Below are 26,793 nucleotides of genomic sequence, written 5' to 3' on the forward strand. Positions count from 1 at the left end.
CCCCACTCCGATACGGCCGGTCGGCCCAGGCGGACCTGCGCGTACCAGGACCGCTTCCTACGGTGGCTGAATGGTCATCAGCTCTTCTCTCCGCCCCCGCCTCGTGAGTGCGGTGGCTCTCGCTGTCTGGGTGCCGGCCCTCCTGGCCGCACCGGCCACGGCCGCCCCGCGCCCCGAGCCGCTGCCGCATCCCGTCTCCACCGAGGCATCACTGCTGCACCGGCCGGGGACGCATGTGCGACTCCGGCCGGGGGCGCCGAAGCTTCCGCGTGACGTGTCCGCGCTCTCGTGGCTGGTGGCCGACGCGCGCACGGGCGAGGTGCTCGCCGCCCACGACGCGCACCGCCGTCTGCCGCCGGCCAGCACCATCAAGACACTCTTCGCGGTCACCGCGCTGCCCCGCCTTTCCGGCGCGGCCCTGCACACGGTGACCAGGGACGACCTCACCGGAGTGGGTGAGGGCAGCAGCACGGTGGGCGTGGCGCCGGGCCGCACGTACCAGGTGGCGGACCTCTGGCGGGGGGTCTTCCTGCGCTCCGGCAACGACGCCGTGCGCGTACTGGCCGAGATGAACGGCGGCTGGGAGGCCACGGCCCGCCAGATGCAGGCCAAGGCCCGTGCCCTGGGCGCGCTGGACACCCGCGTGGTCTCCCCGGACGGCTACGACGCCCCGGGCCAGGTCTCCTCCGCCCACGACCTGGCCGTCTTCGGCCGCGCCGGGCTGGCGGACCCGCAGTTCGCCCGGTACGCGGCGACCGTCGACGCGGCCTTCCCCGGCGGGACGCGCCCCGACGGAAGCTCCACCTGGACCTTCGGAATCCAGAACACCAACCGGTTGCTGACCGGGTCCCACGGGGTGAAGCGGTACCCGGGGCTGATCGGCGTCAAGAACGGCTACACCTCCGGCGCGGGCCACACCCTGATCGCCGCCGCGAACCGGGGCGGGCGCACCCTGCTGGTGACGGTGATGAACCCGCAGCGGGCGGTGGGTCCGCGGTGTACGAGGAGGCCCGCACCCTCCTCGACTGGGGTTTCGCCGCCGCCGGGCGGGTCGGCCCGGTGGGCTCGCTGACACCGCCCGCCGCCCCCCTGGCGTCCCCGGCCGGACCGGACTCCGTCGCGCGGGCCGCCGCGCTGTCCGAGAAGCCCGGCGCCGGGATCGCGTACGCCTTGCTGGGCGCCTTCGTCGCCGCCGCGTGCCTGGCCGCGGCCGCCATCGCGAGAGGGCGGGGCGGATACCGCGAGCCGGTGGTGGCGGGCCGGTTCACGTCTGCGTACGGGCAGATCCGTGCCGCGGTGCGGCGGGCCCGGCCCCGTCGGGGCCCGGGAGGTTCTGAGACGGAAGAGGGGCGGCCGGGACGCTCCTCACCTCCAGCGCGGACCCGTGTCCTGGTGCATAATGCACCCCTCGGAGACGTCGTGGCACCGGGGCCGCCGCCGGTGGCCGCGACGTGGGTGCGCACCACCGCGCCGGCCTCTTCTGCGTACGAGCCGCCGTATCTCATCAGCACATCGCCGAGAGACAGGGAACTTTGCCGCAAGTGCTGCGAGAGTTCGGGCCCGGAGGCCAGCATGAGGCGTCCCTGTCCTTACCGCACCCCCGTACTCGCACGACACCGGCCGGAGAGCGAACACCTGTGAACAGTCACGACGCCGCCCCATCCCGCGGGGAGCGCATGCTGCAAGACCACCTCGGCACCGCGCCGCGCGCCGACGCCTTCTACGACCGGCAGGTCCGGCCCCATCTCACCGAGGTGATGAGGGACTTCATCGGCCGGCAGTCGATGGTCTTCCTCTCCACGGCGGACTCCCGCGGACACTGCGACGCCAGCTTCCGGGCAGGCCCGCCGGGATTCGTCACCGTCCTGGACGAGCACACCCTCACCTACCCCGAGTACCGCGGGAACGGTGTCATGGCGAGCGCCGGAAACATCACGGAGAACCCGCATCTGGGGCTGCTGTTCGTCGACTTCACCCACCACCACATCGGGCTGCACGTCAATGGCTCGGCCCGGCTGGTGGGTGCGCAGGAATTCCGCGCCCGCCACCCCCTGATACCGGTCGACACGGCCCCGGGGCGGCAGCCCGAATTCTGGGTCCACGTCAGCGTCGCCGAGGCTTTCATCCACTGCTCCAAGCACATACCCCACCTCGAACCGGCCCGCCGCCCCAGGGCCCCGAGATCAAGCGCCCCAAGGACGCCGAGTACTTCACCGCCGCGCCGGCCGAACGGCTGCTCACGGACCGGTAACCGGCCCGCCCCGGGCGGGTCCCGCTCAGGACGAGCGGCCGCCTACCGCACACGCGGTACTTCCGCGGCCTGCGGCGTCCGCGGCGGCGCGCATCGCCTGCGTCCGCCGGACGGTCTGCCGGTCGGGGTCCTCGGCCGCATGCGTGCCGACCGCGTCCCGCGTCGGCCGGGCCCGTCTCGGGCCGACCGGACGTTGGACGAAACAACAAGCTCAAGGCTTCACCGGGCCCCGGGCCGCCGCAGACCGCGCCCCGCCCGCGGACGCCCCCGGCCGGGGAGGCCAGGACGCGCGTATACAGGCCCAATCGGGTACGAATGGATACTGCGGCCTTATACATTCGCAGGGCTCCGAGGGGCCCTCCTGTTCAAGGAGGTGGCTTCCCATGCCGGAAGCGACCAGCGCAGCCAAGACCAAACCCCGTGCCTCCGGCGCGACGACGCTGCAGGGCAAGTCGGGAGCGAACACGGCCCCCGCGACGCGGGGCAGGACGACTGTCGCGGACGGGGTGGTGGAGAAGATCGCCGGGATGGCGACGCGGGAGGTGCCGGGCATCCATGCCCTGGGAGGCGGCCTCGCCCGCACCATGGGCGCGGTACGGGACAGGGTCCCCGGCGGGCGGCCGAGCGTCACCCGCGGGGTCACGGTCGAGGTCGGTGAGCGTCAGACCGCCATCGACCTCGCGGTCGTCGTGGAGTACGGGGCCGCCATCACCGACGTCGCCGCCGATGTGCGCGAGAACGTCGTCGCGGCGGTGGAGCGGATGACGGGCCTGGAGGTCGTGGAGGTGAACATATCCGTCAACGACGTCCACTTGCCGGACGAGGAGGACACGGAGGACAAGGGGGAGGAGACCCGCACGGGGCGCGTGCAGTAACCGGCCCCCGACGGCGGGCGTACGCACGCGGGGCTGTCCGTCACCCGGCCGTCCACCGGGTCACGGAGCCTCGTCGCGGTATCCGCACACCCACGCCAGCGCGTCGTGCACTCCCCGGGTGTGATCCCGCGGACCGGGCCGGCTGACGGGCTCGTCCATCTGCACCACGGCCGCGTCCACCTCGGCGGTCAGCTTGTACAGGTCGGGGACGCCCTCCCCGCCGCCGGCCCCGGTGACCGGCGAGCGCTCCGCGCGGCCCAGGGCCCAGTGGTAGGCCTCCGAGGCGCCACTGGAGAACGGCGAACGCCCCCGCTCCGCCCCCGCGGCCTCCAGCTGCTCCCGGGCCCGCTCGACGTCGGCGTAACCCCGGGTACCCACCCGGGGTTTTCCGCCCTGCCGTATGTTCCGATGAGTGGTCATAGCGGCTCACCTACCCGTCGCCGGTCCGGTGATGCCTGCTGCCGGAGAGCCTCCTGGCGGAGCGCCCCCGCCCGGCCCCGGTCACCGCGCGGGTACGTCCTCCCGCGCCGCCCTGGGGCCCGGCGCACCGGTGGCCACGGCAACCGCCTCGACCTCGACGAGCTGGTCGGCGTACCCGAGCACCGTCACGCCGAGCAGTGTGCTCGGAGCGTCATGCGCGCCCATGTACTCCCGGTAGACCTCCCACGCCTCGACCAGGTCGCTCCGCCGGGGAGACGCCACGTGGACGGTGGTCTTGACGACATCGGACAGTGACGCGCCCACCCCGGCGAGTGCTGTGACGAGATTGCGCATCACCTGGTGGGTCTGCCCTGCGTAGCTCCCCACCGCGACGGTCCTGCCCTCGGTGTCGAGGGGGCAGGCGCCGGCGGTCCAGATGACGCGCACGGGCGCGTCGGCGACCGATGCGTAGGCGTATTCCACCGTCTGCGCGAGCCGGTCGTCGCGGACCGGCCTGACACCTGTGCTCATCGAAAGCTCCGTCCTGCCGTCCCACCCGGGCGCGGTTGTGCGGGGCGCCTTTCCGGCGGAATTCCCGGTGAGCGCGGCGAAGCCGTCCAGCGGGTTCGGTGAACACTGCGCGTGGAGCATGGGGCCGGACCCGTCGGCGGCCAGGGCGGGGACAGGGCTGGCGCGGACGAGCCGCGGGTGCCGGCCGTGGAGCGGCCACCGGGGGTGTGAGCCCGGTTCCGTCCTGAGCCGCCACCCCCGGGGCGTCGGCGCCCGAGAGGCGGGGCGGCCCGCCCCTCGGGTGCCGGCCGCGGAGGATCCGGGCGGGCCCGCGGCGCGGTCGTCCGGACGGCCGCGCCGACGGGCCCCGCGGGCGGCCTTCGGCGGATTTCGCCGGGACGGCCGTATGACTTCTTTTCCGGTGGGTACTGGCGGGGCAGCGATGCGCTGAAACCGGCATCCCCGAGGGCCGCGCCGGACGGTCCCCGGACCCGGTCAGGCGGCGAAGCCCGGATCCGGGGCGTGCGGAAGGCGACGACGCGTCTTCGCAACCCCATCGGACGAGCCGGGCTTCCAGGCAAAGGGGAATAGTGTGGATTATCCGGCGAAATAGGCACAGAAGGGGTTGAAGATCGTGACGGATGTATCCGGTAAGGGCCCGTCCCCAGACGATGACCGGAAGGTACTGACCAACCGGCAGGGCCACCCGGTCTACGACAACCAGAACCAGCGCACTGTGGGCGACCGGGGCCCGGCCACCCTGGAGAACTACCAGTTCCTGGAGAAGATCAGCCACTTCGACCGCGAACGCATCCCCGAGCGCGTCGTCCACGCCCGGGGCGTCACCGCCTACGGCTACTTCGAGGCGTACGGCGCCTGGGGGGACGAGCCGATCAGCCGCTACACCAGGGCCAAGCTCTTCCAGGAGCGCGGCAAGCGCACCGACCTGGCCGTACGCTTCTCCACCGTGATCGGCGGCCGCGACTCCTCCGAGGCGGCCCGTGACCCGCGCGGCTTCGCGGTGAAGTTCTACACGGAGGACGGCAACTGGGACCTCGTCGGCAACAACCTGGGCGTCTTCTTCATCCGCGACGCGATCAAGTTCCCGGATGTCATCCACGCCCTCAAGCCGGACCCGGTCACCTTCGAGCAGCAGCCGCGCCGGATCTTCGACTTCATGTCGCAGACCCCGGAGAGCATGCACATGCTCGTGAACCTGTTCAGCCCCCGCGGGATCCCGGCGGACTACCGCCACATGCAGGGGTTCGGCGTCAACACCTACAAGTGGGTCAACGCCGAGGGCGACACCGTCCTGGTCAAGTACCACTGGCTGCCCAAGCAGGGCGTCCGCAGCATGACGGCGGAGGACGCGGCGAACGTACAGGCCGAGGGGCTCGGCCACGCCACGAAGGACCTCTACGACGCCGTGGCCAGGGGCGACTACCCGGAGTGGGAGCTCGTCGTCCAGATGATGGAGGACCACGACCACCCCGAGCTGGACTTCGACCCCCTGGACGACACGAAGACCTGGCCCGAGCAGGACTTCCCGCCGAAGCCGGTCGGGAAGATGGTCCTCAACCGGATGCCGGACAACTTCTTCGCCGAGAACGAGCAGATCTCCTTCGGCACCGGTGTGCTGGTCGACGGCCTGGACTTCTCCGACGACAAGATGCTCGTGGGCCGTACGTTCTCCTACAGCGACACCCAGCGGTACCGGGTGGGGCCGAACTACCTCCAGCTGCCCGTCAACCAGGCCAAGAACGCCGACGTACGCACCAACCAGCGCGACGGCCTGATGACGTACAACGTGGACCAGGCCGGGGAGAACCCGAGCGTCAACTACGAACCGTCGATCACCGGCGGCCTGCGCGAGGGCCAGTACCCCACGCACGACGAGCAGGGCCCCGAGATCCGCGGCAGGCTCACGCGCAAGCGCATCCCGCGCACCAACGACTACATGCAGGCCGGACAGCGCTTCCGGCTCATGGAGGACTGGGAGCGGGACGACCTGGTGCACAACTTCGTCACCATGCTCTCCGACTGCGACCGCCCCGTGCAGGAGCGGATGGTCTGGCACTTCCTGCTCGTCGAGAACGAGCTCGGCCTGCGGGTGGGCGAGGGGCTGGGCATCAGCCCGCAGGACGTCGCCGGGCTGGAGCCACTGGCCAGTCAGGACCTCACCGAGGAGGACCGCAAGCGGCTGGCCAACCTGGGGGACAACCCTCCGCGCGACGTGACCGGTCTGACCATGACGCACTGCGTTCCCGACGAACGGCATGTCGTCACGCGGTGACACCGGTGATGCAGGTGGTGCCGGTGGCACCACAAGCGACCTGAGCGGCGGGCTCCGCGCGTGTATCTGCGTGCGGAGCCCGCCCTTCCAGGGGCTGATGATCACGATTCGTTCCGTTGAGACGTTGGAGAACCGATGGCTGTACGGCACCACTTGATCCGCAGGCCCCCCGAAGCGGTGTGGGAGGTCCTGGCCGACGGGTCGCGGTACGGCGACTGGGTGGTCGGAACCGCGCAGTCGCGGCCCGGAAAGGGCGACTGGCCGCAGGTCGGCGCCACGATCGAGTACACCGTGAACCTCGGGCCGTGGACGGTGACGGGCCAGACGATAGTCCGCCGCAGCGAACCGCCGTACGAACTCGAACTCGAAGCCGACAGCGGTCCGCTGGGGACCGCCAGGATCGCTATCGAAGTACGCCCCTGGGGGGACGACGCCCTGGTCATCCTCGACGAGCACCCGCTGCGCGGAGTGGGCGGCACGCTGCACAACACGGCGCTCGACGCCCTGCTGCAACTGCGCCACCGCAGCATGCTCGGCCGGCTGGCCAAAGTCGTCGAGCACGCCCCGCGGCACGCGAGCGAACGGTCCTGAGACGCCGGGCCTGACAGGAGGCAAGAATGCCGGACGCGGTAGTGATCGGTGCAGGACCCAATGGACTCGTCGCCGCGAACCTGCTGGCCGATGCCGGCTGGACGGTGGAAGTCCTGGAGGCCCAGCCCGAGCCGGGGGGCGCGGTCCGCAGCGACCGCGGCGTCCACCCCGATTACGTCAGTGACCTCTTCAGCGCCTTCTACCCACTGGCCGCGGCCTCCCCGGTCATGGCCCGCTTCAGGCTCCACGAGCACGGGCTGCGCTGGAGCCACGCCCCCAGCGTGCTGGCACATCCCCTCCCCGACGGGCGGTGCGCGGTCCTGGAACGCCGCGCCGAGGACACCGCCGCCGGCCTCGAAGCCTTCGCCGCCGGTGACGGCGCCGCCTGGCGGGCGCTGTGCGGCGTATGGGACCGACTCGGCCCCGACATCCTCGATTCCCTCTTCACCCCCTTCCCGCCCGTGCGTTCCGCGGCCCGGGTCGCGGCCCGGCTGCGCGGCGCGGGCGGGCTGCACCTGGCCCGGACGATGCTGCTGCCGGTGCGACGGCTGGGCGAGGAGGAGTTCGAAGGGGAGGCGGGCCGACTGCTCCTCGCGGGCAACGCCCTGCACGCGGACCTCGCCCCGGAGGCGGCCGGCAGCGGTGGTTTCGGCTGGCTCATGTCCATGCTCGGCCAGAGGTACGGGTTCCCCGTACCGGCCGGCGGCGCGGGCGAACTCACCGCGGCGCTGGTACGGCGACTGGAGCGGCGCGGCGGCGCTGTGCGCTGCGGTGAACGCGTGACCGAGATCGTCGTGCGGGCGGGGCGTGCCGTGGGCGTGCGGGCCGCGAGCGGCGAAGCGGTGCCGGCGACCCGGGCGGTGCTGGCGGACGTGTCCGTACCGGATCTCTACGGCGGGCTGGTGGACGCCCGGTACCTGCCCGGCCGGTTCCTCGACGACCTGCGCACCTTCCAGTGGGATTTCGCCACCTTCAAGGTCGACTGGGCCCTCGACGGCCGCGTGCCGTGGACCGCCGCCGAAGCCTCGACCGCGGGCACGGTGCACCTGGCCGACGGGGTGGACGGTCTGACCCGGTTCGCCGCGCAGATCGCGACGGGTCAGGTCCCCGACCGGCCGTTCGTACTGTTCGGCCAGATGACCACCGCCGACGCCTCCCGTTCACCGGCGGGCACCGAATCGGCGTGGGCCTACACCCACGTCCCCCACCGGATCAAGGGCGACGCGGGAGACGACAGCCTGACGGGCGCCTGGGACAAGGGCGAACAGGAAGCGATGGCGGACCGGGTGGAGGCCCAGGTCGAGCGGTACGCGCCGGGCTTCCGGTCCCGCATCCGCAGCCGCCGCATCCTCGCTCCTCCGACGCTGGAGTCGATGAACGCCAACCTCCACGGAGGCGCGATCAACGGCGGCACCACCGCCATGCACCAGCAGCTCATCTTCCGCCCGCTCCCCGGCACCGGCCGCCCGGAAACGCCCGTCAAGGGGCTGTACCTGGCCTCGGCCGGCGCCCACCCGGGCGGTGGTGTCCACGGCGCCCCGGGCGCCAACGCGGCGCGGGCGGCGCTGCACAGCCGCCCCCTGGGGGGCGTACTCAGCCGTGCACAGCGCGCTCTGAGCCGCCGTGACAGGAGCGGCGAACGCGCGGAAACCTCCCCGGAGGCATGACCGCGGCTCTCCCTTCCGTCCCCCCTCAGCCGTTGCCGCCGTGGAGCGGGGGCCCCGGGGACGCGTCGACGGCGTCGGCCTCTCCGCCCGCCCCGAGCAGGCCGGTCGCCGAGAGGTCGGCGCGGCCTTCGAGACGGCCGAGTACGCGCCGGGACCGGCGGGCGACGATCCCCGGCAGGCACACGCGCGCCGCCCGGACGGCGCGCAGCCAGGGCTGGGTGTAGACGGCGGGAGAGCGCCGCTCGATGCCACGGACGAGGCGGTCCACCACCGGCTGCGACGGGTAGACCTTGTCGGCGGGCCACGGCATGTGGGCACGCAGTTCGCGCATGGTCCGGTAGTGCCGGGCGTCTTGGATCATGTCCGTGTCGGTCCAGCTGATGTAGGCGACGCCCACCCCCACGCCGCGGTGCGCCAGTTCCGCACGTACCGTCTGAGCGAACGCCTCCACGCCCGACTTGGAGGCGCAGTACGCCGACATCAGGGGAGCGGGGGCGACGGCCGCGAGCGACGCGATCTGCAGGTAGTAGCCGCGGGTCCGGAGAAGCCCGGGCAGGAAGGCCCGGGCGGTGACCGCGCTGCCGATCAGGTTGACCTCCACGATCCGTCGCCAGGTCGCCGGGTCGCTGTCGAGGAACAGGGCGCCCGCGGCCACCCCGGCGTTGGCCACCAGCACGGAAGGCGGCCCGAAGCGCTGCTCCACCTGGGAGGCGGTGCGTGCCATCCCGGCCTCGTCGGTGACGTCGACGGCCCAGTGGGCGGCTCTGCCCGGGAGAGAGGCGGCGACCCGGGCGAGTTCGGATTCCTCGTGGCCGAGCAGGGCCACGTCGGCTCCTCGCCGCACGAGCGCGCGTGCCATGCCTTCTCCGAGGCCGCGCGCGGCGCCGGTGACCACCGCGGTGCGGCCCAGCAGGGGAAGCGGTCTTGTCATCGTCGTCCTCCATGAGGGTGCCGTGTGGTGTCCGGTGGGGCCCGCATCCGCCTGCCCGGCGTGCGCAGGCGGATGCGGGCACCCGCTCAGAGAGCGGTGCCGCCCGTGCCGGGCGGTGCGGGTGCGAGCCGTTCGAGGGCGTTGCGCAGAGCCGTACGCAGGGGCCCGGACGGCGGCGGTCCGTCGACGCTGTCGACGAGGCGCTGGGCTATCTCGCGGAGCTCGATGTTGGTGTGCCGGGAGACGTCCATCAGCACCTGGAACGCCTCCTCGTGGGTGCAGCCTCCCAGTGTCATGACGATGCCACGCGCGATGCCGATCACCGGGCGGGTCTCCAGGGGCAGGGGCTGGCTGGGCCGGCTGAGTTCCTTCTTCAGCACCGGCTCCCCGGGTGCCTGCACCTGCACCTGCATCTGCACTTGCGCCGGCACCGCGGGCCGGATGCCTTCCAGCGTGACCTGGACGGCCTGGACGGCCTGGACGGCCTGGACGCCGTCCGTGTCCGACGTCTGCCAGGACTGGTCGTCTTCCCGGTGCACGGGAGCCTCGCTGTCCGCGATGACCGTGCGGTTGTCGTTCGTCGTCATGATTCCGGCTCCTTCTGACCAGTCTGCGGTCGCCCCGCGCAGGGGCGGCCGGCGGCCCGCCGTTCGGACGTGCTCCCTGTGTGATTCCCTGTTTCTGCCGGTTTGAGGCTTCGGGTCTTTTTCATCACCGGACTGCCCCGCTCCGGCGCTGCCGGGTCGTGTGCCTGACGGGGCTGTGGCGCGGTGGGATCAGGGGGCGACGCGCAGCACGAGCTTGCCGCGGGTGCGGCCCGACTCGATGTGGCGGTGGGCGGCGGCGGCGTCCTCCAGCAGGAACACCTTCTCGACCTCCACGGACAGGGCGCCGGAGCCGATGAGGCGGGCGATCTCCCCCAGCGCGTGCCCGTCCGGCTCGACGAGGTACGCCGTGGCGCGGCGGTCCCGCTCCCGGGCCTGTTCGAGGAGTTCGGGCGACACGCCGGAAGGTACGGCGACGAGCAGCCCGCCGGGGCGCAGGGCCTCCAGCGAGCGGGTGCTGGTGTTGTCGTGGCCGTCGCCGACCAGGTCGATGACGACGTCCACGTCATCGACCACGTCCTCGAAGCGGACCGCGGTGTAGTCGACGACCTCGTCGGCGCCGAGTTCACGCAGCCAGTCGTGCCTGGCGGCGCGCGCGGTGCCGATGACGTGTGCGCCCAGGTGGTGCGCGATCTGGACGGCGAAGTGCCCCACACCGCCGGCCGCGGCGTGGACGAGCACGCGCTGCCCGGCCCGGAGCCCCGCCGCGTCCACCAGCGTCTGCCAGGCGGTGAGCGCCGCCAGCGGAACGGCCGCCGCCGCGTCGTGGCCGACGCCGGCGGGCTTGCGGGCGAACTGCCGGGAGGGCGCCGTCACGTACTCGGCGTACGCACCGGCCCGGCGGGGGAACCACGGCATGCCGAACACCTCGTCGCCGACGTTCAGGGTGTGGACGCCGAAGCCGACCGCCTCCACGACGCCGGACACGTCCCACCCCAGGACGAAGGGCGGCTCGCCCAGGACCCCGGCCATGCCGGAACCGGCCCGGGTCTTGCAGTCGACGGGATTGACCCCGGCCGCGACGACCCGTACCAGCACCTCGGTCGGAAGCGGGTCGGGGCGGGGCAGCGTGACAGGGCGCAGTACCTCGGGGCCGCCGAACGCGTCCTGGCTGACGGCCCGCATGGTGGGTGGGTTCATGGTGCTTCTCCCGTGGTCGCTCGGGCCCCGGGCGGGGCTCCTGGTCACGGGAGAAATGGTCCGCCCTCGCGACGGATACCGGCTGCTCAAACGCCGCTCGGACACCGGCCGACACGATCGAGTGCACTGTTTCCCGGCCGCGTTTCCCGGCCGTGCGTGCCGGTGACGAGCGGGCCGCTCCTGGGGTGGGCGCGGGGCCCCACGGCAGGGCGCGGTGGCCGGGGCGGAAGTTCTGCCCGCCGTCCGCCGGTGCCCGGTGACCGCCGTACGGGTGGGGCCGTACCCCTCTCCTGCCGGGGTTCTGCCCTGAGGCGGCGGGGGAGCCGACCCTGACAAAAGTCGGGGACGGGTCCGGCCGTCCGGGCGACGCCGGGCCCATGGGGCGCGGAGTGGAATAGCGGCAACGGTCCGACCGCTCCCCGGAGCACCCCGTGACCACCCGCACGCACAAGTGCCGACCGATCCGCCCGATGACCGAGGCCTTCGTGCGCTTCGTCGTCTGCGGCGGCGGCGTGGGGCTGGCCTCGAGCGGTGTGCTCCTGCTGCTCCACGACCGGATGCCGCTGGCCGTCGCCAACGCTCTGGTCACCGTCGTGTCCACCCTGATCGCGACCGAGCTGCACGGCCGGGTGTCCTTCCGCAGCGAGCGCGGCGGCTGGAGGGTCCATCTGCAGTCCGGCCTCACGGTCCTGGTGAGTTACGCGTTCACCACGGGAGCGCTGCTGGGTCTGTACGCCGTCCGGTCCGCGCCGTCGGCCTTGACCGAACAGGCCGTCTACCTCTCGGCTTCCGCGCTGGCGGGCATCGGCCGCTTCGCGGTCCTGCGCCTCGTGTTCTTCGCCGAACGCCCGGTGACGGCCGCGCCCGCGCTGAGCAGGACGGCCGTGGCGATCGCGGCGTGACCACGCGGCGCCGGCGAGGGCGCTGCCGCGCCCCCCGTCGAAGACCCTCGGCGGGGCCCGCCCGTCCCGCACGCGCGTGAGCGGGCCGCCCCGTCCGAAGGGGTGGCCCGCCGTCAGCGCGGGATCAACGGGGGAGTGCGGTCAGCACTCCCGCAGACCGGGCGCCGGGTCCACCGACGTATGGACGTCCACGGCCGGCATGTTGCCCCACTGGCCGTTGTCCAGCTGCGTCCAGTACCAGACGTTGTTGCCGCCCGGGTGGTTGTCACCGCGGCCCCAGCACGAGAACCAGCTGAAGGTGGTATTCATCTGGCCCCGCACCGCCGATCCGTACGACCGGTGCGCGTAGCCCTTGGCGCCGGCCCGGTTTCCGCAGTAGAGCTTGCCGTCCGAGCGGACGCCGCACTCGGCGGCGGGGCCGGCGGGCGCGGCGGCCGCGGGGGCCGTGACGGCTGCCAGGCCCGCCGTCAGAGCGGTCGCGGCGAGGGTGACCGCGAGCTTCTTGCCCAGGTTCAGGTTCATGAGGTTCTCCTTGAGGTGTGATGAGTGAGGTGAGACGAGTGAGCTGTGAGGAGCCGGGGTGTTACGGGCAGGTGGGCACACCGTCGAGCCAGGCCGGGCCCTTGATGTAGATGTTGGTGATCCACGCGCTGTAGTCCGGCAGATAGGACCAGGCGTCATTGGTGATGCCTTCGGCGGTGACCGGCTGGGCGTGGGCCTGGCACTCGACGCGCACGGACGTCGGGCCGGTGAACTTGTGCACCCGTGCGCTCGTCGTGGACGGCTCGGCATGCGTCCACACATCCGTGCCCCAGGTGCTGAACGTCCCGCGCCCCGGGTCGCTGTTGATGCGTACGGCCCCGAAGTAGTCACCACCCAGGCGCACATCGCTGACCATGATCCGGGTGCCGGACTGCCGCGCCTCGACCATCTTTCCCGCGCCGAGGTGGATCGCGATGTGGTGGATCTTGCTGGCGTTGCCGTAGACCAGCAGATCACCGGGGACCAGCGGCCCGGTCCCGCCCGCGGCACCGAAACGTGCTGTGGCGTGCGGGGTGTTGAACTGGCTGTGGGCGGTGCCGTTCAGGATGTCCCGGCCGGTCGCCTCGGCGTAGGCGTACCGGACGAGGCCCGAACAGTCGAAGCCGCGCCGCTCGGGGTCGTGTTCGCTGGCCGGGTCGGTGGGGTCCACCACGCCGTAGGTGGGCCCGGGCGCCGGACCGTGGCCGCCGCCCCACGAGTACCAGACGCCGATCTGCGAACAGGCCGCCCGTACCGCCTTCTCCGCCGCCGCCGAGGCACCGGGTGCGAGGACGTCGCATCCCTCGGCGGCTGCCGTCCCCGGAGCCGCCGCCTGTGCGGGCCGCCCCGCCGGCCAGGCGATGAGCGACAGCCCGGCGGCCGCCGCCGCGACTGCCGCTCTCCATCGGTTGCGCATTGCTGCTCCCCGTTCATCTTCCGTCCGGCCTCCGGCTGTCCGGGTTCGGTCCGGCCCTTCGAGACTGGGTCGTGAAGCCGGCCGCTGTCGAGGTGCCGGCTGTCTCCCGGTGCGACAGGAAACGGGAAACGTCCTGGGAAACGGCCTTCACGTCGGTGTTCCACAGCCGCACGGTGCCGTCATTGCTGCTGCTCACCACTGTGTGCGTCCGCGGGGCGAAGACGACGCCCCAGACCGCGCCGCTGTGGCCGGTGAGGGTGGCGGTGAGCCGGTGGTGCGCGGTGTCCCACAGGCGCACCGTCCCGTCACTGCCGCTGCTCGCCAGCGCTTGAGCACTCCCTCCGCCCCCGGGCCTTCCGGACCTTCCGGATCGAAGGCGACCGCCCGCACCGCGCCGCTGTGGCCGGTGAGGGTGGCGGTGAGCCGGTGGTGCGCGGTGTCCCAGAGGCGCACCGTCCCGTCATTGCCGCTGCTCGCCAGCGTCCGCCCGTCCTCGCTGTACGCCACGCCGCGCACCGAACCCGTGTGGCCGCGCAGCACCGCGCGGACGTCCCGGTCCGCGACGTCCCACAGGCGCACCGTCAGATCGTCACCGCCGGCCGCCAGTGCCGTGCCGTCCGGGCTGAAAGCGACGGTGTTCACGAAGTCCTGGTGCCCCGTCAGGGCGGTGAGGAGTGTGCGGCGGCGTACGTCCCAGAGTCTGGCCGTGCGGTCGGCGCTCGCGGAGGCGAGGTGGTGTCCGTCGGGGGAGAAGGCGACGCCGAAGACGGAGCCGGTGTGGCCGGTGAGGGTGGCGAGGAGTCTGTGGCGGCGTACGTCCCACAGTTTGACCGTGCGGTCGGCGCTCGCGGAGGCGAGGTGGTGTCCGTCGGGGGAGAAGGCGACGCCGAAGACGGAGCCGGTGTGGCCGGTGAGGGTGGCGAGGAGTCTGTGGCGGCGTACGTCCCACAGTTTGACCGTGCGGTCCACGCTCGCCGACGCCAGCAGCCGCCCGTCCGGTGAGAGCGCCGACTGCCAGGCCTCGGCGAAGGGACGCGCGGTGAGTGCCGCCCTGTCGAGGTCCCACAGCACCACCGACCGGTCGAAGCCCGCCGTGGCCACCACATTGCCGCCGCTGACGGCGGCCCCCAGTGCGTAATCGGTGTGCCCGGCCAGCGTGGCGGTCACCCGGTGACTCGCGGTGTCCCACACCTTCGCCGTGCCGTCCCCGCAGGCGCTCACGACCATGGTCCCGTCCGCGCCGTACGCCACCGCGTTGACGTCGTCGCTGTGCCCGGTGAGCGTGGCCCGGATCCGGGGGCGGCGTGCGTCCCAGAGCTTGACCGTACGGTCCGCGCCGCCCGAAGCGACGCTGTCCCCGTCGGGGCTGAAGGCCACCCCCAGCACGCCGTCGCTGTGCCCCCGCAGCGTCGACCTCGGCGTCGCCCGCACCTGCCGGCCGGCCACGTCCCAGAGCATGACCGTACGGTCGGCGCCACCCGACACGACGCTGCCTCCGTCGGCGCTGAAGGCGACCCCGTGCACGTCGTCCCCGTGCCCCCGCAGCGTCGCCCGCAGCCGCCGGCGCTCCACGTCCCACAGGCGCACCGTGCGGTCCGCGCCGCCCGACACGAGGCTTCGTCCGCCCGGGCCGAAGGCGACCGACCGTACGGCGCCGCCGTGGCCCAGCAGCGTCCCGGCCGGCCGGCGGTCCGCCACGACCCACAGGCGCACCGTCCCGTCGGAGCCCGCCGACGCGATCAGCCGCCCGTCGGGGCTGAACGCCACGGCGATCACCGGACCGCCGTGGCCCGTGAGCGTGCCCACGGGGCCGCGGTGGTCCGCCCCCGCCCACAGCCGCACCGTACCGTCCGAACTGGCCGACGCCAGCAGCTTGTCGCCGGGGCTGAACGCGACGCCGTTGACCGGTCCCGTGTGCCCGCCGAGTCGGCCCGCGAAGTACCGCGCCTGTGTGCTGAGCAGCGCGCCGCGGGCCTCGGTGGTCGGCGCGGTGCGGTACGCCTCGGCCGCCAGCCGCATCGACGCCTCGGGCTGTCCGGATGCCAGGGCGCCGGACCGCACCGCCATCGCCTGGGACTGGGCGACGCGGCGCTCGTCGAAGGCCCGGGACCGCTGGTGGAACGCCGCCGTGCCCGCGAGGAGCGCCAGGACCAGCAGCGCCGTGAGCAGCGCCAGCAGCCTGTGGTGGGTGCGGGCCTGGCGCCGCTCGGCCTGCTGCCTGTTCGCCTCCTCCGCCCGGCAGGCGTCGAGGAACTCGGCTTCCCGATCCGTGAGTTCGGCCCTGCGGCCGGCCCGGTCCGCCCATTCCCGCGCGGCGGCGAGCCGCGTCCCCCGGTAGAGCAGCCCGGCGTCGCGCCCCTCGCGCACCCACTCGGCGGCGGCCTCGGCGAGCTGCTGGTGGACGAGCAGCCCGGCCCGGTCCGCGCCGATCCAGCCGCGCAGCCGGGGCCAGGCACGCAGCAGCGCCTCGTGGGTGATCTCCACCGCGTCGCTGTCGGCGGTGATGAGCCGGGCCCGTACGAACGCGTCGAGCGCCGCCTCCACCCCGCGCCGGTCGGGCAGTTGGGCGAGCAGCCCCTCGCGGCTCGCCCTGCGCCGGGTCACCGCGTCGCCGTCCCCGCCCCCGGCGGAGCCGCCGTCCCCGGCGCCGACCTGGACCAGCCGCACGAGCACCCGCCGCGCCATCTCCTGCTCGGCGGGGAGCAGCCGGGTGAACACGTCTTCGGCCGTCCGCGCGACCGCCCCGTGGATGCCGCCCGTCGTCTCGTACCCCGCGACGGTCAGTGTGCGGTCCGTACGCTGCTGCCAGGTGACCAGCAGCGCGTGGGCGAGCAGGGGCAGCGCGCCGGGGGAGGCGGGCGCGAGATCCTCCTGGCCGCCCCGGCCGGTGCCCCCGGCCCCCACGTCGCGCAGCAGCAGCCCGACCAGGCCCGGCTCCAGGGCCAGCCCCGCGCGCTCCGCCGGCCGCGTGATGGACTCGCGCAGTTCGGCGCCGGTCATCGGACCGAGTGCGAACAGGCCGTGCGAGAAGACGGCCGCCAGTTCCGGGTGGTCGAGGCACCGGCCGCTGAAGTCGGCCCGTACACCCAGCACCACGACGCCCGGCGGCCGGCCGGTGTCCCCCTCGGCGGGGGTGGCGAGAGCGCAGAGCGCCGAGACGAAGGCGCGCCGCTCCGCCTCGTCCGCGCACAGCGTGAACGTCTCCTCGAACTGGTCCACCAGCAGCACCAGCCGTCCCGGACCCGCCGTCAGCAGGGGCCGCACGGCGTCGGCGAGCTGCCGGGGCCGCGCCCGCAGCGCCTGGGGGCCGACCCCGGGCTCCGTCCCCAGCGCCTCGGCCACGCACCGCAGCAGCTCCTTGAGCGGATGCGCGGTCGGCGCGCACACCACCACCGGCCAGCCGCTCGACCCCTCGACCGGCAGCGCGCCGCGCCGCAGCGCCGGCACCAGGCCGGCCCGCAGCAGCGACGACTTCCCCGCCCCCGAGGACGCGACCACGGCGAGCGGCCCGCTGCCGGCCCGTTCGGCGAGCCGCCCGACCAGCTCGGCCGTCGCCCGTTCCCGTCCGAAGAACCACTGCGCGTGCTCGGGTCCGAAGGCCGCGAGACCCCGGTAGGGGCACACGGCACCGGCCGGTCCGGGCAGCGGCGGCGCCGTCGGCCGCCGCGCGGACGGTACGCCGGCCGCCAGCCGCATCAAGCGGCCGCCCGCCTCCAGCGCCTCGTCGCAGCGCCTGGCCACATCGGGTGTCGGCGGTTTGCCACCGTTCTCGATCTTGCTCAGATAGCCCTTGCTGTAGTGGATCGACCGGGCCAGCGCCGTGAGCGAGATACCGCGCTCGCTCCGCAGACGCCGTAGTTCTTCCCCGAAGGAGCATGCGCCCCGGACCTCGTCCATGCGGGGCACCGTACAGGCCGATTACGGTCAATTTCCTTACCTTGTAAGGCTTTTGCCTGAATTTCGGTCGCCCTGGCTTGCGGCCCCTGCGGGCGGGGTAAACAACCGGATCCTCACGCCGTTCGCGTCCGCGCGACCAGCAGCGCCAGCAGCGCACCCGCCCCGCACAGCGCGCCGGTGCCCAGCCACAGCGGATCGTACGAACCGAACGCGTCCCGGGCCACGCCGCCCGCGAACGCGGCCAGCCCCGCGCCCAGTTGGTGCGCCGCCCCGGTCCAGCCGAACACGATCGCGCTGTCCTCGCCGTACAGCTCCCGGCACAGCGCGAGCGTCGGCGGCACCGTGGCGACGTCGAGCAGCCCGAAGAGGACGACGAACGCGACCAGGGGCGCCCCGATCTCCGCCGTGAGCAGCAGGGGCAGGGCGAGCAGGGTGAGGCCGCGCAGTGCGTAGTACGCGGCGAGCAGGCGCCGCGGATCCAGGCGGTCGGTCAGCCAGCCCGACGCGACGGTGCCCGCGACGTTGAAGACGCCGATCGCCGCGAGCAGCGACGAGGCGGCCGTGGCGGGCATTCCGTGGTCGTGCGCCGCCGGGGTGAAGTGCGTCCACATGACGCCGTTCGTCGACGCGCCGCAGATCGCGAACGTTCCCGCGAGCAGCCAGAAGGGACCGGTGCGCGCGGACCGCGCGCACACGCGAACGGTCCGCCGCGCCGCCCCGGGAACGGGTGCGGGCCGTTCCCGGGAGGCACTCGCGGTGTGCTCCGCGGCTCCGTACGGCCGTAGTCCGATGTCCGTCGGACCATCGCGCAGCAGCAGGAGTACGAGCGGCAGGGCCACCAGGGCCACCACGACGAGCGTCACGGCGGCGGCGCGCCAGGCGTACCGCTCGACGGTCCAGGACAGCAGCGGCAGGAACGCGAACTGCCCGAACACGCCTGCCGCGGTGAGCACACCGGTGACCAGCCCCCGGCGGCGTGCGAACCAGCGGTCGGCCACGGTCGCGGCGAACGCCGTCGCCATCGATCCGCAGCCCGTACCGACGAGGACGCCCCAGGAGAGCACGAACTGCCAGGGCTCGGTCATCGCCGTGGTGCACAGCGCGCCCGCCGCGACGGCCGCCAGTGCGCCGCCCACGACCCGGCGCATCCCGAAGCGGTCCATCAGGGCGGCCGAGAACGGCGCGGTCAGGCCGTACAGCACCATGTTCACGGACGCGCCGAGCCCGATCGTGGAGCGCGGCCAGCCGAACTCCCGGTGGAGCGGGCCGACGAGCAGCCCCGCCATGGTGGTGAACGCCCCGGCCGCGACGATCGCGACCGCGGCGACCGCGGCGACCAGCCAGGCCCGGTGTACTTGTGCTCGTACCGGCGGACGTTCGTGCGGACTCCCCGTGAATCGGATCTCAACCATGCGTCCGACCCTGCGCCATTGGTCCGGCCCGCTACAGTGGCGAGATCGCCATGGTGTGAAAGAATCTCGCCATGCCGACATTCCGGAGCTCAGGAAATCCGCACCGTGTCGCCGTCCTGGTGCGCGACGGGCTGCTCACCATGGAACTGGGCATCGTCCACCGGCTGTTCGGACAGGCCGTCTCGTCCGGCGGCGAGCCTCTCTACGAGGTCCTGACCTGCACACCGGAGCCCGGTGACGTCCGCACGGACGCCGACGTCACCGTCCGCGTCGCGCACGGTACGGACATTCTCGCCGAGGCCGACACCGTGATCGTCCCGGCCTCCGACGAGGACTACGCGCCCCGCGCCGCCCCCCACCTGCCGTCCGGGCCGGCGGAGGCGATCGCCCGGATCCGCCCCGGCGCGCGCATCGCCTCCATCTGCACCGGCTCCTTCGTCCTCGCGGCGGCCGGACTGCTCGACGGCAAGCGGGCCACGACGCACTGGCGCTCCGCCGCCGACCTCCAGCGGCTCCACCCGGACGTGCGCGTCGACCCCGGCGTGCTCTACACCGACGAGGACGGCGTACTCACGGCCGCCGGCGTCGCTTCCGGCATCGACCTGTGCCTGCACATGATCCGCGCCGACCACGGCTCACGGGTGGCCAACGAGGTGGCCCGCGGCACGGTCGTCCCGCCGCACCGCGACGGCGGCCAGGCGCAGTACATCCCGCGCCCCGTCACCGCCGCGCACCGGTCCTCAACGGAGCCCGCCCGCACCTGGGCGCTGGCGCACCTGGACCGCCCCGTCACCCTGCGCGAGCTCGCCGACCGCGCCGCGATGAGCACCCGCACCTTCTCCCGCCGCTTCTGCGAGGAGGCCGGGCAGACACCGCTCCAGTGGCTCACCGGACAGCGCGTCGACCGCGCCCGCCACCTGCTGGAGGAGACGGACCTGCCGGTCGACCGGGTGGCGGCGGCGGTCGGCTTCGGCACCGCGGTGTCGCTGCGCCAGCACCTGCACGCCGCGCTGGGCGTCTCGCCGAGCGCCTACCGCGCGACCTTCAGAGGCGTGACGGCGACGGATGCCGACGGGCGCGGTCCGGCTTAGCCTGAGAAGGCCCGTACGGCACGTACGCCCGTACAACGAGGCGAGGAGCCAGATGTGAAGCCGGATGCCAGCATCTCCTACCACGAGGTGGTCTTCAGGGACCGGGCCGCGGGATACGCGTTCCTCACCCGGTCGACGGCCACCAGTGAGAACACCATCGAGTGGGACGACGGCAACACGTATCCCGTCGTCGATGTCGAGATCTCCTCGGAGAGCCACCCGTTCTACACCGGCAGGGCCCGGACGGTGGACACGGAGGGACGGATCGCGCAGTTCGAGCGGCGGTACGGGCAGGGAGGACAGGAGGGGCAGGGCGAGCAGGACAGGAACGGCGGGCATGACGGCCGGGGCGGTCCGCCCGGTCGGGGCCAGTCGCCCGGCTAGCCGACGGTCACGTGTCTTCCAGTTCCTCGTCGAGCACTTCGAGCTCGTTGTCCAGGCCCTTGAGCTCGTCGTCCTCGTCGTCCTCGTCCGGAGCGCCCGGATCGACGTCCGGTTCCTCCTCGGAAAGAAGCTGGTCCAGCGACTCGCCCCGGCGTGCCTCTTCCGCGGTGTTGCCGAAGAACTCCGCGGGCGACCAGTGCTCGGGGGGCGCTATGCCCGCGTCGAGCGGGTCGTACTCCAGGTCGTCGCTCTCGAGGGTGTCCTGCGCGTCCAGGACGCCGTCGTCCTCGGGAGGAATCACGTTGTCTTCGCTCATGTGTTCCGCTCCGTGCCTCGTCCGGCCCGATGGTGCTGCCCATGATGCCCACGCTGCCGCAGGCGGGCGCCCCCCGCATCCGGAACGGCACAGACGGCACAGGGGGCGCAGGGACGAGGGATGTTCACCGCATGCGGTCCGGGTACGCGGGAACCAGAATGCCGATTGACCGATGAAACAAGGAGGCGGTATGAGCGAGGAATCCGTTTCGAAGCTGAACCCGGCGGAGGCGACTCCTGACAGGCTGCTGCACACCGGCGCCACCGACGACGTCACGCCCGAGGACCTGGTGCTTTCCTCGGGACGCGACGTGACTCCGGAGACCTTGGAGTGGGCGCGGCGCCGGCTGGAGAAGGAGGGCCGCTCGGCGCTCGACATACAGCTTCCTTAGCTGCCGCGACAGCACACCGCACTCACGCACTCCGCCCCGCACAGACCGGTCTGTGCGGGGCGGAGTGCGTGAGTGCGGTGGCTGCCTGCCCGCCGGGCGTGCGCGGTCGTCTCAGCGCGCCGCGCAGACACGGATGACGAACGCGGCAAACTGGTCGGCGGGCAGGGCACGCGCCAGGTCCGACTCGGCGATCACACCGACCGGCCTGCCCTTCTCCCGGACCACCAGCCGGCGGATACGCGCCTCGCTCATCACCCGTACGGCTTCGTAGACGTCGACGGTCGCCTCGACCGACACGGGGGCGCCCTGCGCGAACTCGCCCGCTGTGACCTGCGCGGGATCGTGGCCCGCGGCGATGCACTTCACGACGATGTCGCGATCGGTGACGATGCCGACGAGTTCGTCGCCGCCGTCGCCGCTCTTCACGGGAAGCGCGCCGATGCGGTGGGCGCGCATCATCTTGGCCGCGCGGCTGAGCGTGTCACTTGCCAGGATGCATCGGACGCCAGGGGTCATCAGGTCACGGACAGCGGTCATGGGACTCCTCCGGGGTGTGCGTATGCGCCACCCGCCATGCTGGACGCGCCCCGACTGGTAGGCGAGCGGTTGGGGGCGTATGGGTGACCGTGCGTGAACCCGGCACGCCGTGCCTCGCAGGACGCCGGACCGCCCACCGGGCCGCCGCGCTGCGGTCCCCGCCCACGCACCGGCCCTCGGCCGAGCCCCAACGGGGTCTCACCGGGGCGGTGCCGGGCGGCCGATGTCCGGCGCGCCGGCGCGCAGCGAACTGCGCCCCGCCCGCCAGGCGCCCAGCACGTGCTCCTCCCAGCGCGACTCCAGCAGTACGCTCGCCCGGATCCCGAACGCCACGTCCCCGGTCAGCTCCGGCTCCCTGGCCAGCAGGTCCCCGATTACATCGCGGCGCATCACCTGCTCGTGCACGGCGTCCGCCTCGATGTGCTCGGTGAAGAAACGTGTGCACTCCTCGCCCGCGCCCAGCCGTTCCAGAGCCTTCGCCATCCGGCGCGCGCCCGGTGGCGAGGTGATCTCCAGAGTGGCGAAGTTCCCGACCATCGCGCCGCGCAGCGCACGGCGCAGACCGAAGAGCGACATCGCGTTGACGGGGGCGAGGGTGACGGCGGGCGCGAACTGCAGGTACCGGCCGTAGCTCGCGTCGAGTCCCGCGCCCTCCATCAGGCCGGCGAACAGCCCGGCGTGCACACGCTCACCGCGGCCGCCGCCGAACTCGTCGAACTCGACCGCCACCAGCGACGCCTTGGCCTGCCCCTCCAACCGGGGGATCACCCACGCCTGCGGGTCGGCTTCTTTCAACTGGTAGAGCGAACGGTGGGCCAGGTACTCGCGCATCTGTTCCCAGGTGCCCTCGCGCATCAAATGATGGGACACACCGTGGCTCTCGAGCGGTTCGACGAGCAGGGCGTCCAGCTCCGCTGTCACGTCGTCGTCGCCCGGCGCCGCCGCGCGCAGCGCGTCCAGGAAGGCGTCCTCCATGGCACCGCGGAGCCGCAGCAGGTCCAGATTCCACTCCTGGGCGTCGGAGACACCCCGAAACCCCCGGTAGTGCGGCTCGTACGCCATGTAGAGGGCCAGCTGGAGGTCGTCGCCGAACGGATCCGCGGAAGCGGCCTCCTCCAGCGGCAGACCGCCGGGCGGGGGAGACCCGAGCAGTATGTCCCGTACGGCGCCCGACAGGGGCCCGCGCGAGGGGGGCAGCTCAGCGGTGGCGGTCATGCGGTGTCACCCTTGCCGTTCCTGTCGTGGTCCATCCCGTCCTTCTCGTCCTCGAAGTCCTCGACCTTCTCCAGAGGACGTACGGCGGGTCCCTGGAGGACCTCGCCGCCGATCCCGAACCGGGAGCCGTGGCACGGGCACTCCCAGGCACGTTCGGCGTCGTTGAACCGCACGATGCAGCCCATGTGCGTACACCGGGCCGACAGCGCGTGCAGCTCGCCCGCTTCGTCGCGGTGGACCGCCAGCTGCCGGGCGCCGCTGCGCACCACCGCGCCCTCACCCGGCGCGATCGCCGAGGCGGGCCCGCCGCCCGCCACGAACGGCAGCCGGTCGCCCACGAAGTGCCCGGCCGCCGCGGCCTGGAACCGCAGCAGCGACGGAGCCTCCTTCAGCGGCTGGAGGCGCACCGGGTCGTACAGATCCGCCCAGGGCAGCTTCTGCCCGGTGATCCGTGCGGCGAGCAGCCTGCCCGACATCACACCGCCGGCCATGCCCCAGCCGTTGAAGCCCGCCGCCACGAAGGCGTGACGCGCGCGCGGATGCAGTGCGCCCACGAAGGGGACGCCGTCCGTCGGCTCGTTGTCCTGGGCGGCCCAGCGGTGCGTGAGCCGTATGCCCGGGAAGCGCCGCGTGGTCCACTGCTCCAGCCGCTCGTACCGTTCACCGACACGGCCCGCTCCCGGGGTGAACTTCTCGCCCGTGACGATGAGCAGCCGCTGCCCTTCGCCGTACGGAGCGGTCCGCACCGAACGCGTCGTTCCTTCGGGCGTCAGATACATGCCCCCGGGTCCTGCTCGGCCGGGACGACGCCGGCCACCACCAGCTCACGGTGCGGCTTCAGCCGCGCGAAGAGAAGCGACCGGTCGAAGACCGGGTAGTGCGTGGCGACCACGACGTCGCGGGCCGTGACCGTGCGCCCGTCCTCCGTCGTCAGCCGGCACGGTTCGCCCTCCTCCAGCCCGACGACCCTGGACTCCTCGAAGATCTGCCCGCCGAGCCTCTCCAGGTCCGCGAGGAGGGCGTACAGGTACTTGCGCGGATGGAACTGGGCCTGTTCCTCCACGCGCACCGCGCCCGCGACGGGGAACGGCAGCCCGGTCTCCTCCACGTACGACGCGGGCAGCCCGGCCTCGCGCGCGGCATCCGCCTCCTCCTCGACGGTACGGGCCCCCTTGGCCGTCTCGGCGTACGTGAACGCCGGGACGCGCTCCAGTTCGCAGTCGATCCCGAGTTCGTCGCACACGGCCACCACGTGACCGATGGCGTCCTGCTGCGAGCGGGCGTACAACGCGGCGCCCTGCGCCCCGCGGGTGCTGCGCAACCGCTGGTAGACGGTCCCGTGCAGGGCGGAGAGCTTGGCCGTGGTGTGGCCGGTCACTCCGGCGGCGACCCGGGTCGCCTCCAGCAGCGCGACCGACCTTCCGGCCCGGGAGAGCTCCCAGGCCGTACAGATCCCGGCGATGCCCGCGCCGATCACCGCCACGTCCACGTCGAGGCCTTCGGGCGGGCGGGGGCGCGCCGCGGTGTCGCCGTACTCCATCCAGTACGAACCGGGGCGGAAATGGAAATCCTTCATTTACAGCTCCTTCCGGCAGGGCCGTTACGACCAGGGGTTTTCGAGGTACCCGCGTCTCATGCGCCTACTCAGACCACCTGGTGTGTACGCCCCACTGGAAGACACCGAACTGCTCGCACGAGTGGCCCGTGAAGAACCGCGGCTGCCCGGTGCCGACGTACTCGACGTCGGCACCGGCACGGGTGCCCTCGCCCTGGTGGCCGCCGAATCCGGGGCGGCCAGTGTCACCGCCACCGACCTCTCGCGCAGAGCCGTTCTCGCGGCCCGGGTCAACGCCCGGCTGCGAGGGCATCCGGTCCACGTCCGCCGCGGCGACCTGCTGAGCACGGTGGCGAAGCAGAGTTTCGATGTGATCCTTTCCAATCCACCGTACGTCGCTTCCCCCGGCGGCGTACCGGCGAAGAGAGCCGAGCTCACCTGGTGGGCGGGTGCGGACGGCCGTGCGGTGCTGGACCGGCTGTGCGTGCAGGCGCCACCCCTGCTGAGGCCGGGCGGCGTACTGCTGTTGGTGCATTCGGCGCTGTGCGGCGTCGGCGCGACCGTGGACGCCCTGACCGCCCAGGGGCTGCGGGCCGAGCCCGTCGCCCGCGAGACGGTGCCGTACGGACCGGTGATGCGACGGCACGCCGCATGGCTGGAGGCCCAGGGTCTGGTGGACCCGGGCGAGACGAAAGAGGAACTGGTGGTCATCCGTGCCTGGCACAGCTGAGAGCGGAACCCCCCGGACGCGGGACGACCGGGCTGTCCGGCGGGTCGTCGTCGACCCGCAGGGTCCGGTCCTGATCGAGGGCCCCGTCGAGATCACCCTGCCGGACGGCACGACCGCCCGCTCCGACCGGTTCACGGTGGCCGTGTGCACCTGCCGGCGCAGCCGCCGCTACCCCTGGTGCGACACCAGCCACCGCCGCAGGGAGAATGCCCGGCCCGAGGCCGGGCATCCGGCCGGCTCCGGTGAACGGACGGCCGATTCCGCATCCGAGACAGGAGGAACAATGACGACCGCACGCCAGATCATGTCCAAGGACGTGGAGTGCGTGGACGAGCGGGAGACTCTGGCGGACGCCGCCCGGACGATGGCGCGGCTCGGTGTGGGCGCCCTGCCCGTCCGCGGCACCGACGAAAAGCTCAAGGGCATGCTGACCGACCGCGACATCGTGGTGCGGGCGCTCGGAGCGGGCAAGGACCCGGGCACGACGAAGGCCTCCGAACTGGCGCGGGGCGAAGTGGTGTTCGTCCGGGCGGACGACGGCGTCGACCAGGTGCTCCGCACGATGGCGCGGCACAAGGTGCGCAGGCTCCCGGTGATGGAGGACCACCGGCTGGTCGGCGTGATCGCCCGGGCCGACGCCGCCAGGGCACTGCCCGGACCACAGGTCGGTGACCTCCTGGAGGCCCTGTCCGCGGAATGACCATGGGCGACGTTCTGGTGGGCACCTGTTCGTGGACCGATGCCGCGCTGGTCTCCAGCGGCTGGTACCCGCAGGGGGCCAGGGGAGCCGAGGGGCGGCTGCGGCACTACGCCTCCCGGTTCCCAGTGGTGGAGGCCGACAGCACGTTCTACGCCGTGCCTTCCGAGCGCGTCAGCGCCCTGTGGGCCGAGCGCACCCCCGAGGGCTTCCTCTTCGACGTGAAGGCGTTCGCCCTCCTCACCGGGCACGGTGCCCGGGTGGGCGCGCTCCGGCCGACCTGCGGCCGACGGGCCTCGCCCCGACGGCGTGGGTACGCAAGTCCCAGCTGTCCCCGGACACGATGACGCGGCTGTGGCAGCGGTTCACGGCCGGCGTCGCGCCCCTGCGCGACACCGGCCGGCTGGGCACCGTGCTGTTCCAGTTCTCCCCCTGGTTCGCCCCCGGCGCCCGCGCCCAGGCGTACATCGAGGAGTGCGCGGAGCGGGCCGGGACCCCGATCGCCGTGGAGTTCAGGCACCCCGGGTGGCTCGCCCCGGACCGCATCGGCGAGACGGCCGGCTTCCTGCGGAGCCGGGGCATCCCCCTGGTGGCCGTCGACACGCCCCAGGGGCTGCCCGACTCGGTGCCGCCCGTCGCGGAGGCGACGGCGCCCGCACTCTCGGTCGTACGGTTCCACGGGCGCAGCCCGCAGTGGGGCACCGGCAGCAAGGAGGACCGCTACCGGCACCACTACACCCGCGACGAACTCAGGGGCTGGCTCCCGCGCATCCACGCGCTCGCGGAACGTACGGAACAGGTCCACGTGCTCTTCAACAACTGCTGCGCCGAGGCCTCGGTCGAGGCGGCCGAGACGATGTGCGGACTGCTGGCGGACCAGGGGCCGACGGGACAGCCCGACCGTCCGAGGTGAGCGTCCCGTATGTCTCCGGACACGTCCGCGGG

Annotated in this window: 24 protein-coding genes and 4 pseudogenes; 14 read left to right on the plus strand and 14 right to left on the minus strand. The window is 73.0% G+C overall.

Going from position 1 to position 26,793, the window contains the following annotated elements:
- Positions 1–70 precede the first annotated feature (70 nt).
- From BN1555_RS40890 to BN1555_RS32465, 3 genes and pseudogenes are all read left to right on the plus strand, one after another.
- Positions 71–1,071, plus strand: a pseudogene (locus tag BN1555_RS40890) (D-alanyl-D-alanine carboxypeptidase family protein); the annotation flags it as partial.
- A gap of 713 nt (positions 1,072–1,784) precedes the next feature.
- Positions 1,785–1,970: pseudogene (locus tag BN1555_RS40895) on the plus strand (pyridoxamine 5'-phosphate oxidase family protein); the annotation flags it as partial.
- Between the two features lie 664 nt (positions 1,971–2,634).
- Entirely contained in the window at positions 2,635–3,126 is a 492-nt protein-coding gene (locus BN1555_RS32465) for an Asp23/Gls24 family envelope stress response protein (RefSeq protein ID WP_093802733.1), read from the plus strand.
- Positions 3,127–3,186: 60 nt separating this feature from the next.
- Here BN1555_RS32465 and BN1555_RS32470 read toward each other — a convergent pair whose 3' ends face one another.
- Together BN1555_RS32470 and BN1555_RS32475 are read right to left on the minus strand one after the other, a co-directional pair.
- Positions 3,187–3,546, minus strand: a complete 360-nt coding sequence (locus BN1555_RS32470) for a hypothetical protein (RefSeq protein ID WP_141662928.1) — start codon at positions 3,544–3,546, stop codon at positions 3,187–3,189.
- An 81-nt stretch (positions 3,547–3,627) separates the two neighbouring features.
- Positions 3,628–4,077 carry a RidA family protein gene (locus BN1555_RS32475; RefSeq protein WP_093802735.1) on the minus strand — a complete coding sequence of 150 codons (450 nt, stop codon included), beginning with the start codon at positions 4,075–4,077 and terminating at the stop codon, positions 3,628–3,630.
- A 613-nt stretch (positions 4,078–4,690) separates the two neighbouring features.
- Between BN1555_RS32475 and BN1555_RS32480 the strand changes: the two genes are divergently transcribed.
- The 3 genes from BN1555_RS32480 (at position 4,691) to BN1555_RS32490 (ending at position 8,607) form a co-directional block, all read left to right on the plus strand.
- Positions 4,691–6,349 (plus strand): catalase, encoded by a 1,659-nt coding sequence (locus tag BN1555_RS32480; protein ID WP_093803810.1) that lies wholly within the window; start codon positions 4,691–4,693, stop codon positions 6,347–6,349.
- 135 nt (positions 6,350–6,484) lie between these two features.
- A complete protein-coding gene (locus BN1555_RS32485; protein WP_093802736.1) occupies positions 6,485–6,940 on the plus strand; it encodes an SRPBCC family protein in 456 nt (151 codons plus the stop codon).
- Positions 6,941–6,966: 26 nt separating this feature from the next.
- Positions 6,967–8,607: a phytoene desaturase family protein gene (locus BN1555_RS32490; protein ID WP_093802738.1), complete on the plus strand. Its 1,641-nt coding sequence runs from the start codon at positions 6,967–6,969 to the stop codon at positions 8,605–8,607.
- Between the two features lie 25 nt (positions 8,608–8,632).
- Here BN1555_RS32490 and BN1555_RS32495 read toward each other — a convergent pair whose 3' ends face one another.
- The 3 genes from BN1555_RS32495 to BN1555_RS32505 all read right to left on the minus strand — a co-directional run bounded on the left by BN1555_RS32495 (position 8,633) and on the right by BN1555_RS32505 (position 11,283).
- Entirely contained in the window at positions 8,633–9,538 is a 906-nt protein-coding gene (locus BN1555_RS32495) for an SDR family oxidoreductase (protein WP_093802739.1), read from the minus strand.
- Between the two features lie 86 nt (positions 9,539–9,624).
- Positions 9,625–10,125, minus strand: coding sequence for an ANTAR domain-containing protein (locus tag BN1555_RS32500; RefSeq protein WP_093802740.1), 501 nt, complete (start codon positions 10,123–10,125; stop codon positions 9,625–9,627).
- Between the two features lie 189 nt (positions 10,126–10,314).
- Positions 10,315–11,283 (minus strand): NADP-dependent oxidoreductase, encoded by a 969-nt coding sequence (locus BN1555_RS32505; protein ID WP_218058219.1) that lies wholly within the window; start codon positions 11,281–11,283, stop codon positions 10,315–10,317.
- A 431-nt stretch (positions 11,284–11,714) separates the two neighbouring features.
- Here BN1555_RS32505 and BN1555_RS32510 point away from each other — a divergent pair, with 431 nt between their 5' ends.
- Positions 11,715–12,185, plus strand: a complete 471-nt coding sequence (locus tag BN1555_RS32510; RefSeq protein WP_255306294.1) for a GtrA domain-containing protein — start codon at positions 11,715–11,717, stop codon at positions 12,183–12,185.
- Between the two features lie 141 nt (positions 12,186–12,326).
- Here BN1555_RS32510 and BN1555_RS32515 read toward each other — a convergent pair whose 3' ends face one another.
- The 5 genes and pseudogenes from BN1555_RS32515 to BN1555_RS32530 all read right to left on the minus strand — a co-directional run bounded on the left by BN1555_RS32515 (position 12,327) and on the right by BN1555_RS32530 (position 18,932).
- Positions 12,327–12,707, minus strand: coding sequence for a hypothetical protein (locus tag BN1555_RS32515; protein WP_255306295.1), 381 nt, complete (start codon positions 12,705–12,707; stop codon positions 12,327–12,329).
- A 61-nt stretch (positions 12,708–12,768) separates the two neighbouring features.
- Positions 12,769–13,623: an NlpC/P60 family protein gene (locus tag BN1555_RS32520; RefSeq protein ID WP_093802742.1), complete on the minus strand. Its 855-nt coding sequence runs from the start codon at positions 13,621–13,623 to the stop codon at positions 12,769–12,771.
- 13 nt (positions 13,624–13,636) lie between these two features.
- A complete protein-coding gene (locus tag BN1555_RS40900; RefSeq protein WP_369689038.1) occupies positions 13,637–14,068 on the minus strand; it encodes a WD40 repeat domain-containing protein in 432 nt (143 codons plus the stop codon).
- A gap of 41 nt (positions 14,069–14,109) precedes the next feature.
- Positions 14,110–17,520: pseudogene (locus BN1555_RS32525) on the minus strand (helix-turn-helix domain-containing protein); the annotation flags it as partial.
- Positions 17,521–17,633: 113 nt separating this feature from the next.
- Entirely contained in the window at positions 17,634–18,932 is a 1,299-nt protein-coding gene (locus tag BN1555_RS32530; RefSeq protein ID WP_093802743.1) for an MFS transporter, read from the minus strand.
- Positions 18,933–19,003: 71 nt separating this feature from the next.
- Between BN1555_RS32530 and BN1555_RS32535 the strand changes: the two genes are divergently transcribed.
- Together BN1555_RS32535 and BN1555_RS32540 are read left to right on the plus strand one after the other, a co-directional pair.
- Positions 19,004–20,023 carry a GlxA family transcriptional regulator gene (locus BN1555_RS32535; RefSeq protein ID WP_093802744.1) on the plus strand — a complete coding sequence of 340 codons (1,020 nt, stop codon included), beginning with the start codon at positions 19,004–19,006 and terminating at the stop codon, positions 20,021–20,023.
- Between the two features lie 54 nt (positions 20,024–20,077).
- Complete coding sequence (locus BN1555_RS32540) at positions 20,078–20,407, plus strand: type B 50S ribosomal protein L31 (RefSeq protein WP_093802745.1); 330 nt, start codon at positions 20,078–20,080, stop codon at positions 20,405–20,407.
- A gap of 7 nt (positions 20,408–20,414) precedes the next feature.
- Here the strand turns inward: BN1555_RS32540 and BN1555_RS32545 are convergent, their stop codons facing one another.
- Positions 20,415–20,723: a hypothetical protein gene (locus BN1555_RS32545; RefSeq protein ID WP_093802746.1), complete on the minus strand. Its 309-nt coding sequence runs from the start codon at positions 20,721–20,723 to the stop codon at positions 20,415–20,417.
- A 190-nt stretch (positions 20,724–20,913) separates the two neighbouring features.
- Between BN1555_RS32545 and BN1555_RS32550 the strand changes: the two genes are divergently transcribed.
- On the plus strand, positions 20,914–21,114 hold the full coding sequence (locus BN1555_RS32550) for a hypothetical protein (RefSeq protein ID WP_093802747.1): 201 nt from the start codon (positions 20,914–20,916) through the stop codon (positions 21,112–21,114).
- Positions 21,115–21,225: 111 nt separating this feature from the next.
- Here the strand turns inward: BN1555_RS32550 and BN1555_RS32555 are convergent, their stop codons facing one another.
- The 3 genes and pseudogenes from BN1555_RS32555 to BN1555_RS32565 all read right to left on the minus strand — a co-directional run bounded on the left by BN1555_RS32555 (position 21,226) and on the right by BN1555_RS32565 (position 24,406).
- Positions 21,226–21,651 carry a CBS domain-containing protein gene (locus BN1555_RS32555; RefSeq protein ID WP_093802748.1) on the minus strand — a complete coding sequence of 142 codons (426 nt, stop codon included), beginning with the start codon at positions 21,649–21,651 and terminating at the stop codon, positions 21,226–21,228.
- 198 nt (positions 21,652–21,849) lie between these two features.
- Positions 21,850–22,866, minus strand: coding sequence for an iron-containing redox enzyme family protein (locus tag BN1555_RS32560; RefSeq protein WP_093802749.1), 1,017 nt, complete (start codon positions 22,864–22,866; stop codon positions 21,850–21,852).
- A pseudogene (locus BN1555_RS32565) lies at positions 22,863–24,406 on the minus strand (FAD-dependent oxidoreductase). The gene BN1555_RS32560 and the pseudogene BN1555_RS32565 overlap by 4 nt, the downstream one beginning before the upstream one ends.
- 94 nt (positions 24,407–24,500) lie before the next feature.
- Here BN1555_RS32565 and BN1555_RS32570 point away from each other — a divergent pair.
- From BN1555_RS32570 to BN1555_RS41755, 4 genes are read left to right on the plus strand one after another with little or no spacing between them, the layout of a single operon-like run.
- Complete coding sequence (locus tag BN1555_RS32570) at positions 24,501–25,151, plus strand: HemK2/MTQ2 family protein methyltransferase (protein WP_093802750.1); 651 nt, start codon at positions 24,501–24,503, stop codon at positions 25,149–25,151.
- Entirely contained in the window at positions 25,135–25,851 is a 717-nt protein-coding gene (locus tag BN1555_RS41745; RefSeq protein WP_093802751.1) for a CBS domain-containing protein, read from the plus strand. Before BN1555_RS32570 ends, BN1555_RS41745 begins: the two co-directional genes overlap by 17 nt.
- Before the next feature lie 2 nt (positions 25,852–25,853).
- Positions 25,854–26,195 (plus strand): DUF72 domain-containing protein, encoded by a 342-nt coding sequence (locus tag BN1555_RS41750; protein WP_369689010.1) that lies wholly within the window; start codon positions 25,854–25,856, stop codon positions 26,193–26,195.
- The gene (locus BN1555_RS41755) at positions 26,192–26,761 is read left to right on the plus strand and encodes a DUF72 domain-containing protein (protein ID WP_369689011.1); all 570 of its coding nucleotides are present in this window, start codon (positions 26,192–26,194) and stop codon (positions 26,759–26,761) included. The genes BN1555_RS41750 and BN1555_RS41755 overlap by 4 nt, the downstream gene beginning before the upstream one ends.
- The last annotated feature ends 32 nt before the right edge of the window (positions 26,762–26,793 follow it).

The organism is Streptomyces sp. Wb2n-11 (genome assembly GCF_001049855.1).
Taxonomy (GTDB): domain Bacteria; phylum Actinomycetota; class Actinomycetes; order Streptomycetales; family Streptomycetaceae; genus Streptomyces; species Streptomyces altiplanensis.

Bases quoted from the DNA above. Each gene is read 5' to 3' on its own strand.
- BN1555_RS32465 (WP_093802733.1), top strand. From the start codon at position 2,635: ATGCCGGAAGCGACCAGCGCAGCCAAGACCAAACCCCGTGCCTCCGGC.
- BN1555_RS32470 (WP_141662928.1), bottom strand. From the start codon at position 3,546: ATGACCACTCATCGGAACATACGGCAGGGCGGAAAACCCCGGGTGGGT.
- BN1555_RS32475 (WP_093802735.1), bottom strand. From the start codon at position 4,077: ATGAGCACAGGTGTCAGGCCGGTCCGCGACGACCGGCTCGCGCAGACG.
- BN1555_RS32485 (WP_093802736.1), top strand. From the start codon at position 6,485: ATGGCTGTACGGCACCACTTGATCCGCAGGCCCCCCGAAGCGGTGTGG.
- BN1555_RS32490 (WP_093802738.1), top strand. From the start codon at position 6,967: ATGCCGGACGCGGTAGTGATCGGTGCAGGACCCAATGGACTCGTCGCC.
- BN1555_RS32495 (WP_093802739.1), bottom strand. From the start codon at position 9,538: ATGACAAGACCGCTTCCCCTGCTGGGCCGCACCGCGGTGGTCACCGGC.
- BN1555_RS32500 (WP_093802740.1), bottom strand. From the start codon at position 10,125: ATGACGACGAACGACAACCGCACGGTCATCGCGGACAGCGAGGCTCCC.
- BN1555_RS32505 (WP_218058219.1), bottom strand. From the start codon at position 11,283: ATGAACCCACCCACCATGCGGGCCGTCAGCCAGGACGCGTTCGGCGGC.
- BN1555_RS32515 (WP_255306295.1), bottom strand. From the start codon at position 12,707: ATGAACCTGAACCTGGGCAAGAAGCTCGCGGTCACCCTCGCCGCGACC.
- BN1555_RS32520 (WP_093802742.1), bottom strand. From the start codon at position 13,623: ATGCGCAACCGATGGAGAGCGGCAGTCGCGGCGGCGGCCGCCGGGCTG.
- BN1555_RS32530 (WP_093802743.1), bottom strand. From the start codon at position 18,932: ATGGTTGAGATCCGATTCACGGGGAGTCCGCACGAACGTCCGCCGGTA.
- BN1555_RS32535 (WP_093802744.1), top strand. From the start codon at position 19,004: ATGCCGACATTCCGGAGCTCAGGAAATCCGCACCGTGTCGCCGTCCTG.
- BN1555_RS32545 (WP_093802746.1), bottom strand. From the start codon at position 20,723: ATGAGCGAAGACAACGTGATTCCTCCCGAGGACGACGGCGTCCTGGAC.
- BN1555_RS32550 (WP_093802747.1), top strand. From the start codon at position 20,914: ATGAGCGAGGAATCCGTTTCGAAGCTGAACCCGGCGGAGGCGACTCCT.
- BN1555_RS32555 (WP_093802748.1), bottom strand. From the start codon at position 21,651: ATGACCGCTGTCCGTGACCTGATGACCCCTGGCGTCCGATGCATCCTG.
- BN1555_RS32560 (WP_093802749.1), bottom strand. From the start codon at position 22,866: ATGACCGCCACCGCTGAGCTGCCCCCCTCGCGCGGGCCCCTGTCGGGC.
- BN1555_RS32570 (WP_093802750.1), top strand. From the start codon at position 24,501: ATGCGCCTACTCAGACCACCTGGTGTGTACGCCCCACTGGAAGACACC.
- BN1555_RS41750 (WP_369689010.1), top strand. From the start codon at position 25,854: ATGGGCGACGTTCTGGTGGGCACCTGTTCGTGGACCGATGCCGCGCTG.
- BN1555_RS41755 (WP_369689011.1), top strand. From the start codon at position 26,192: ATGACGCGGCTGTGGCAGCGGTTCACGGCCGGCGTCGCGCCCCTGCGC.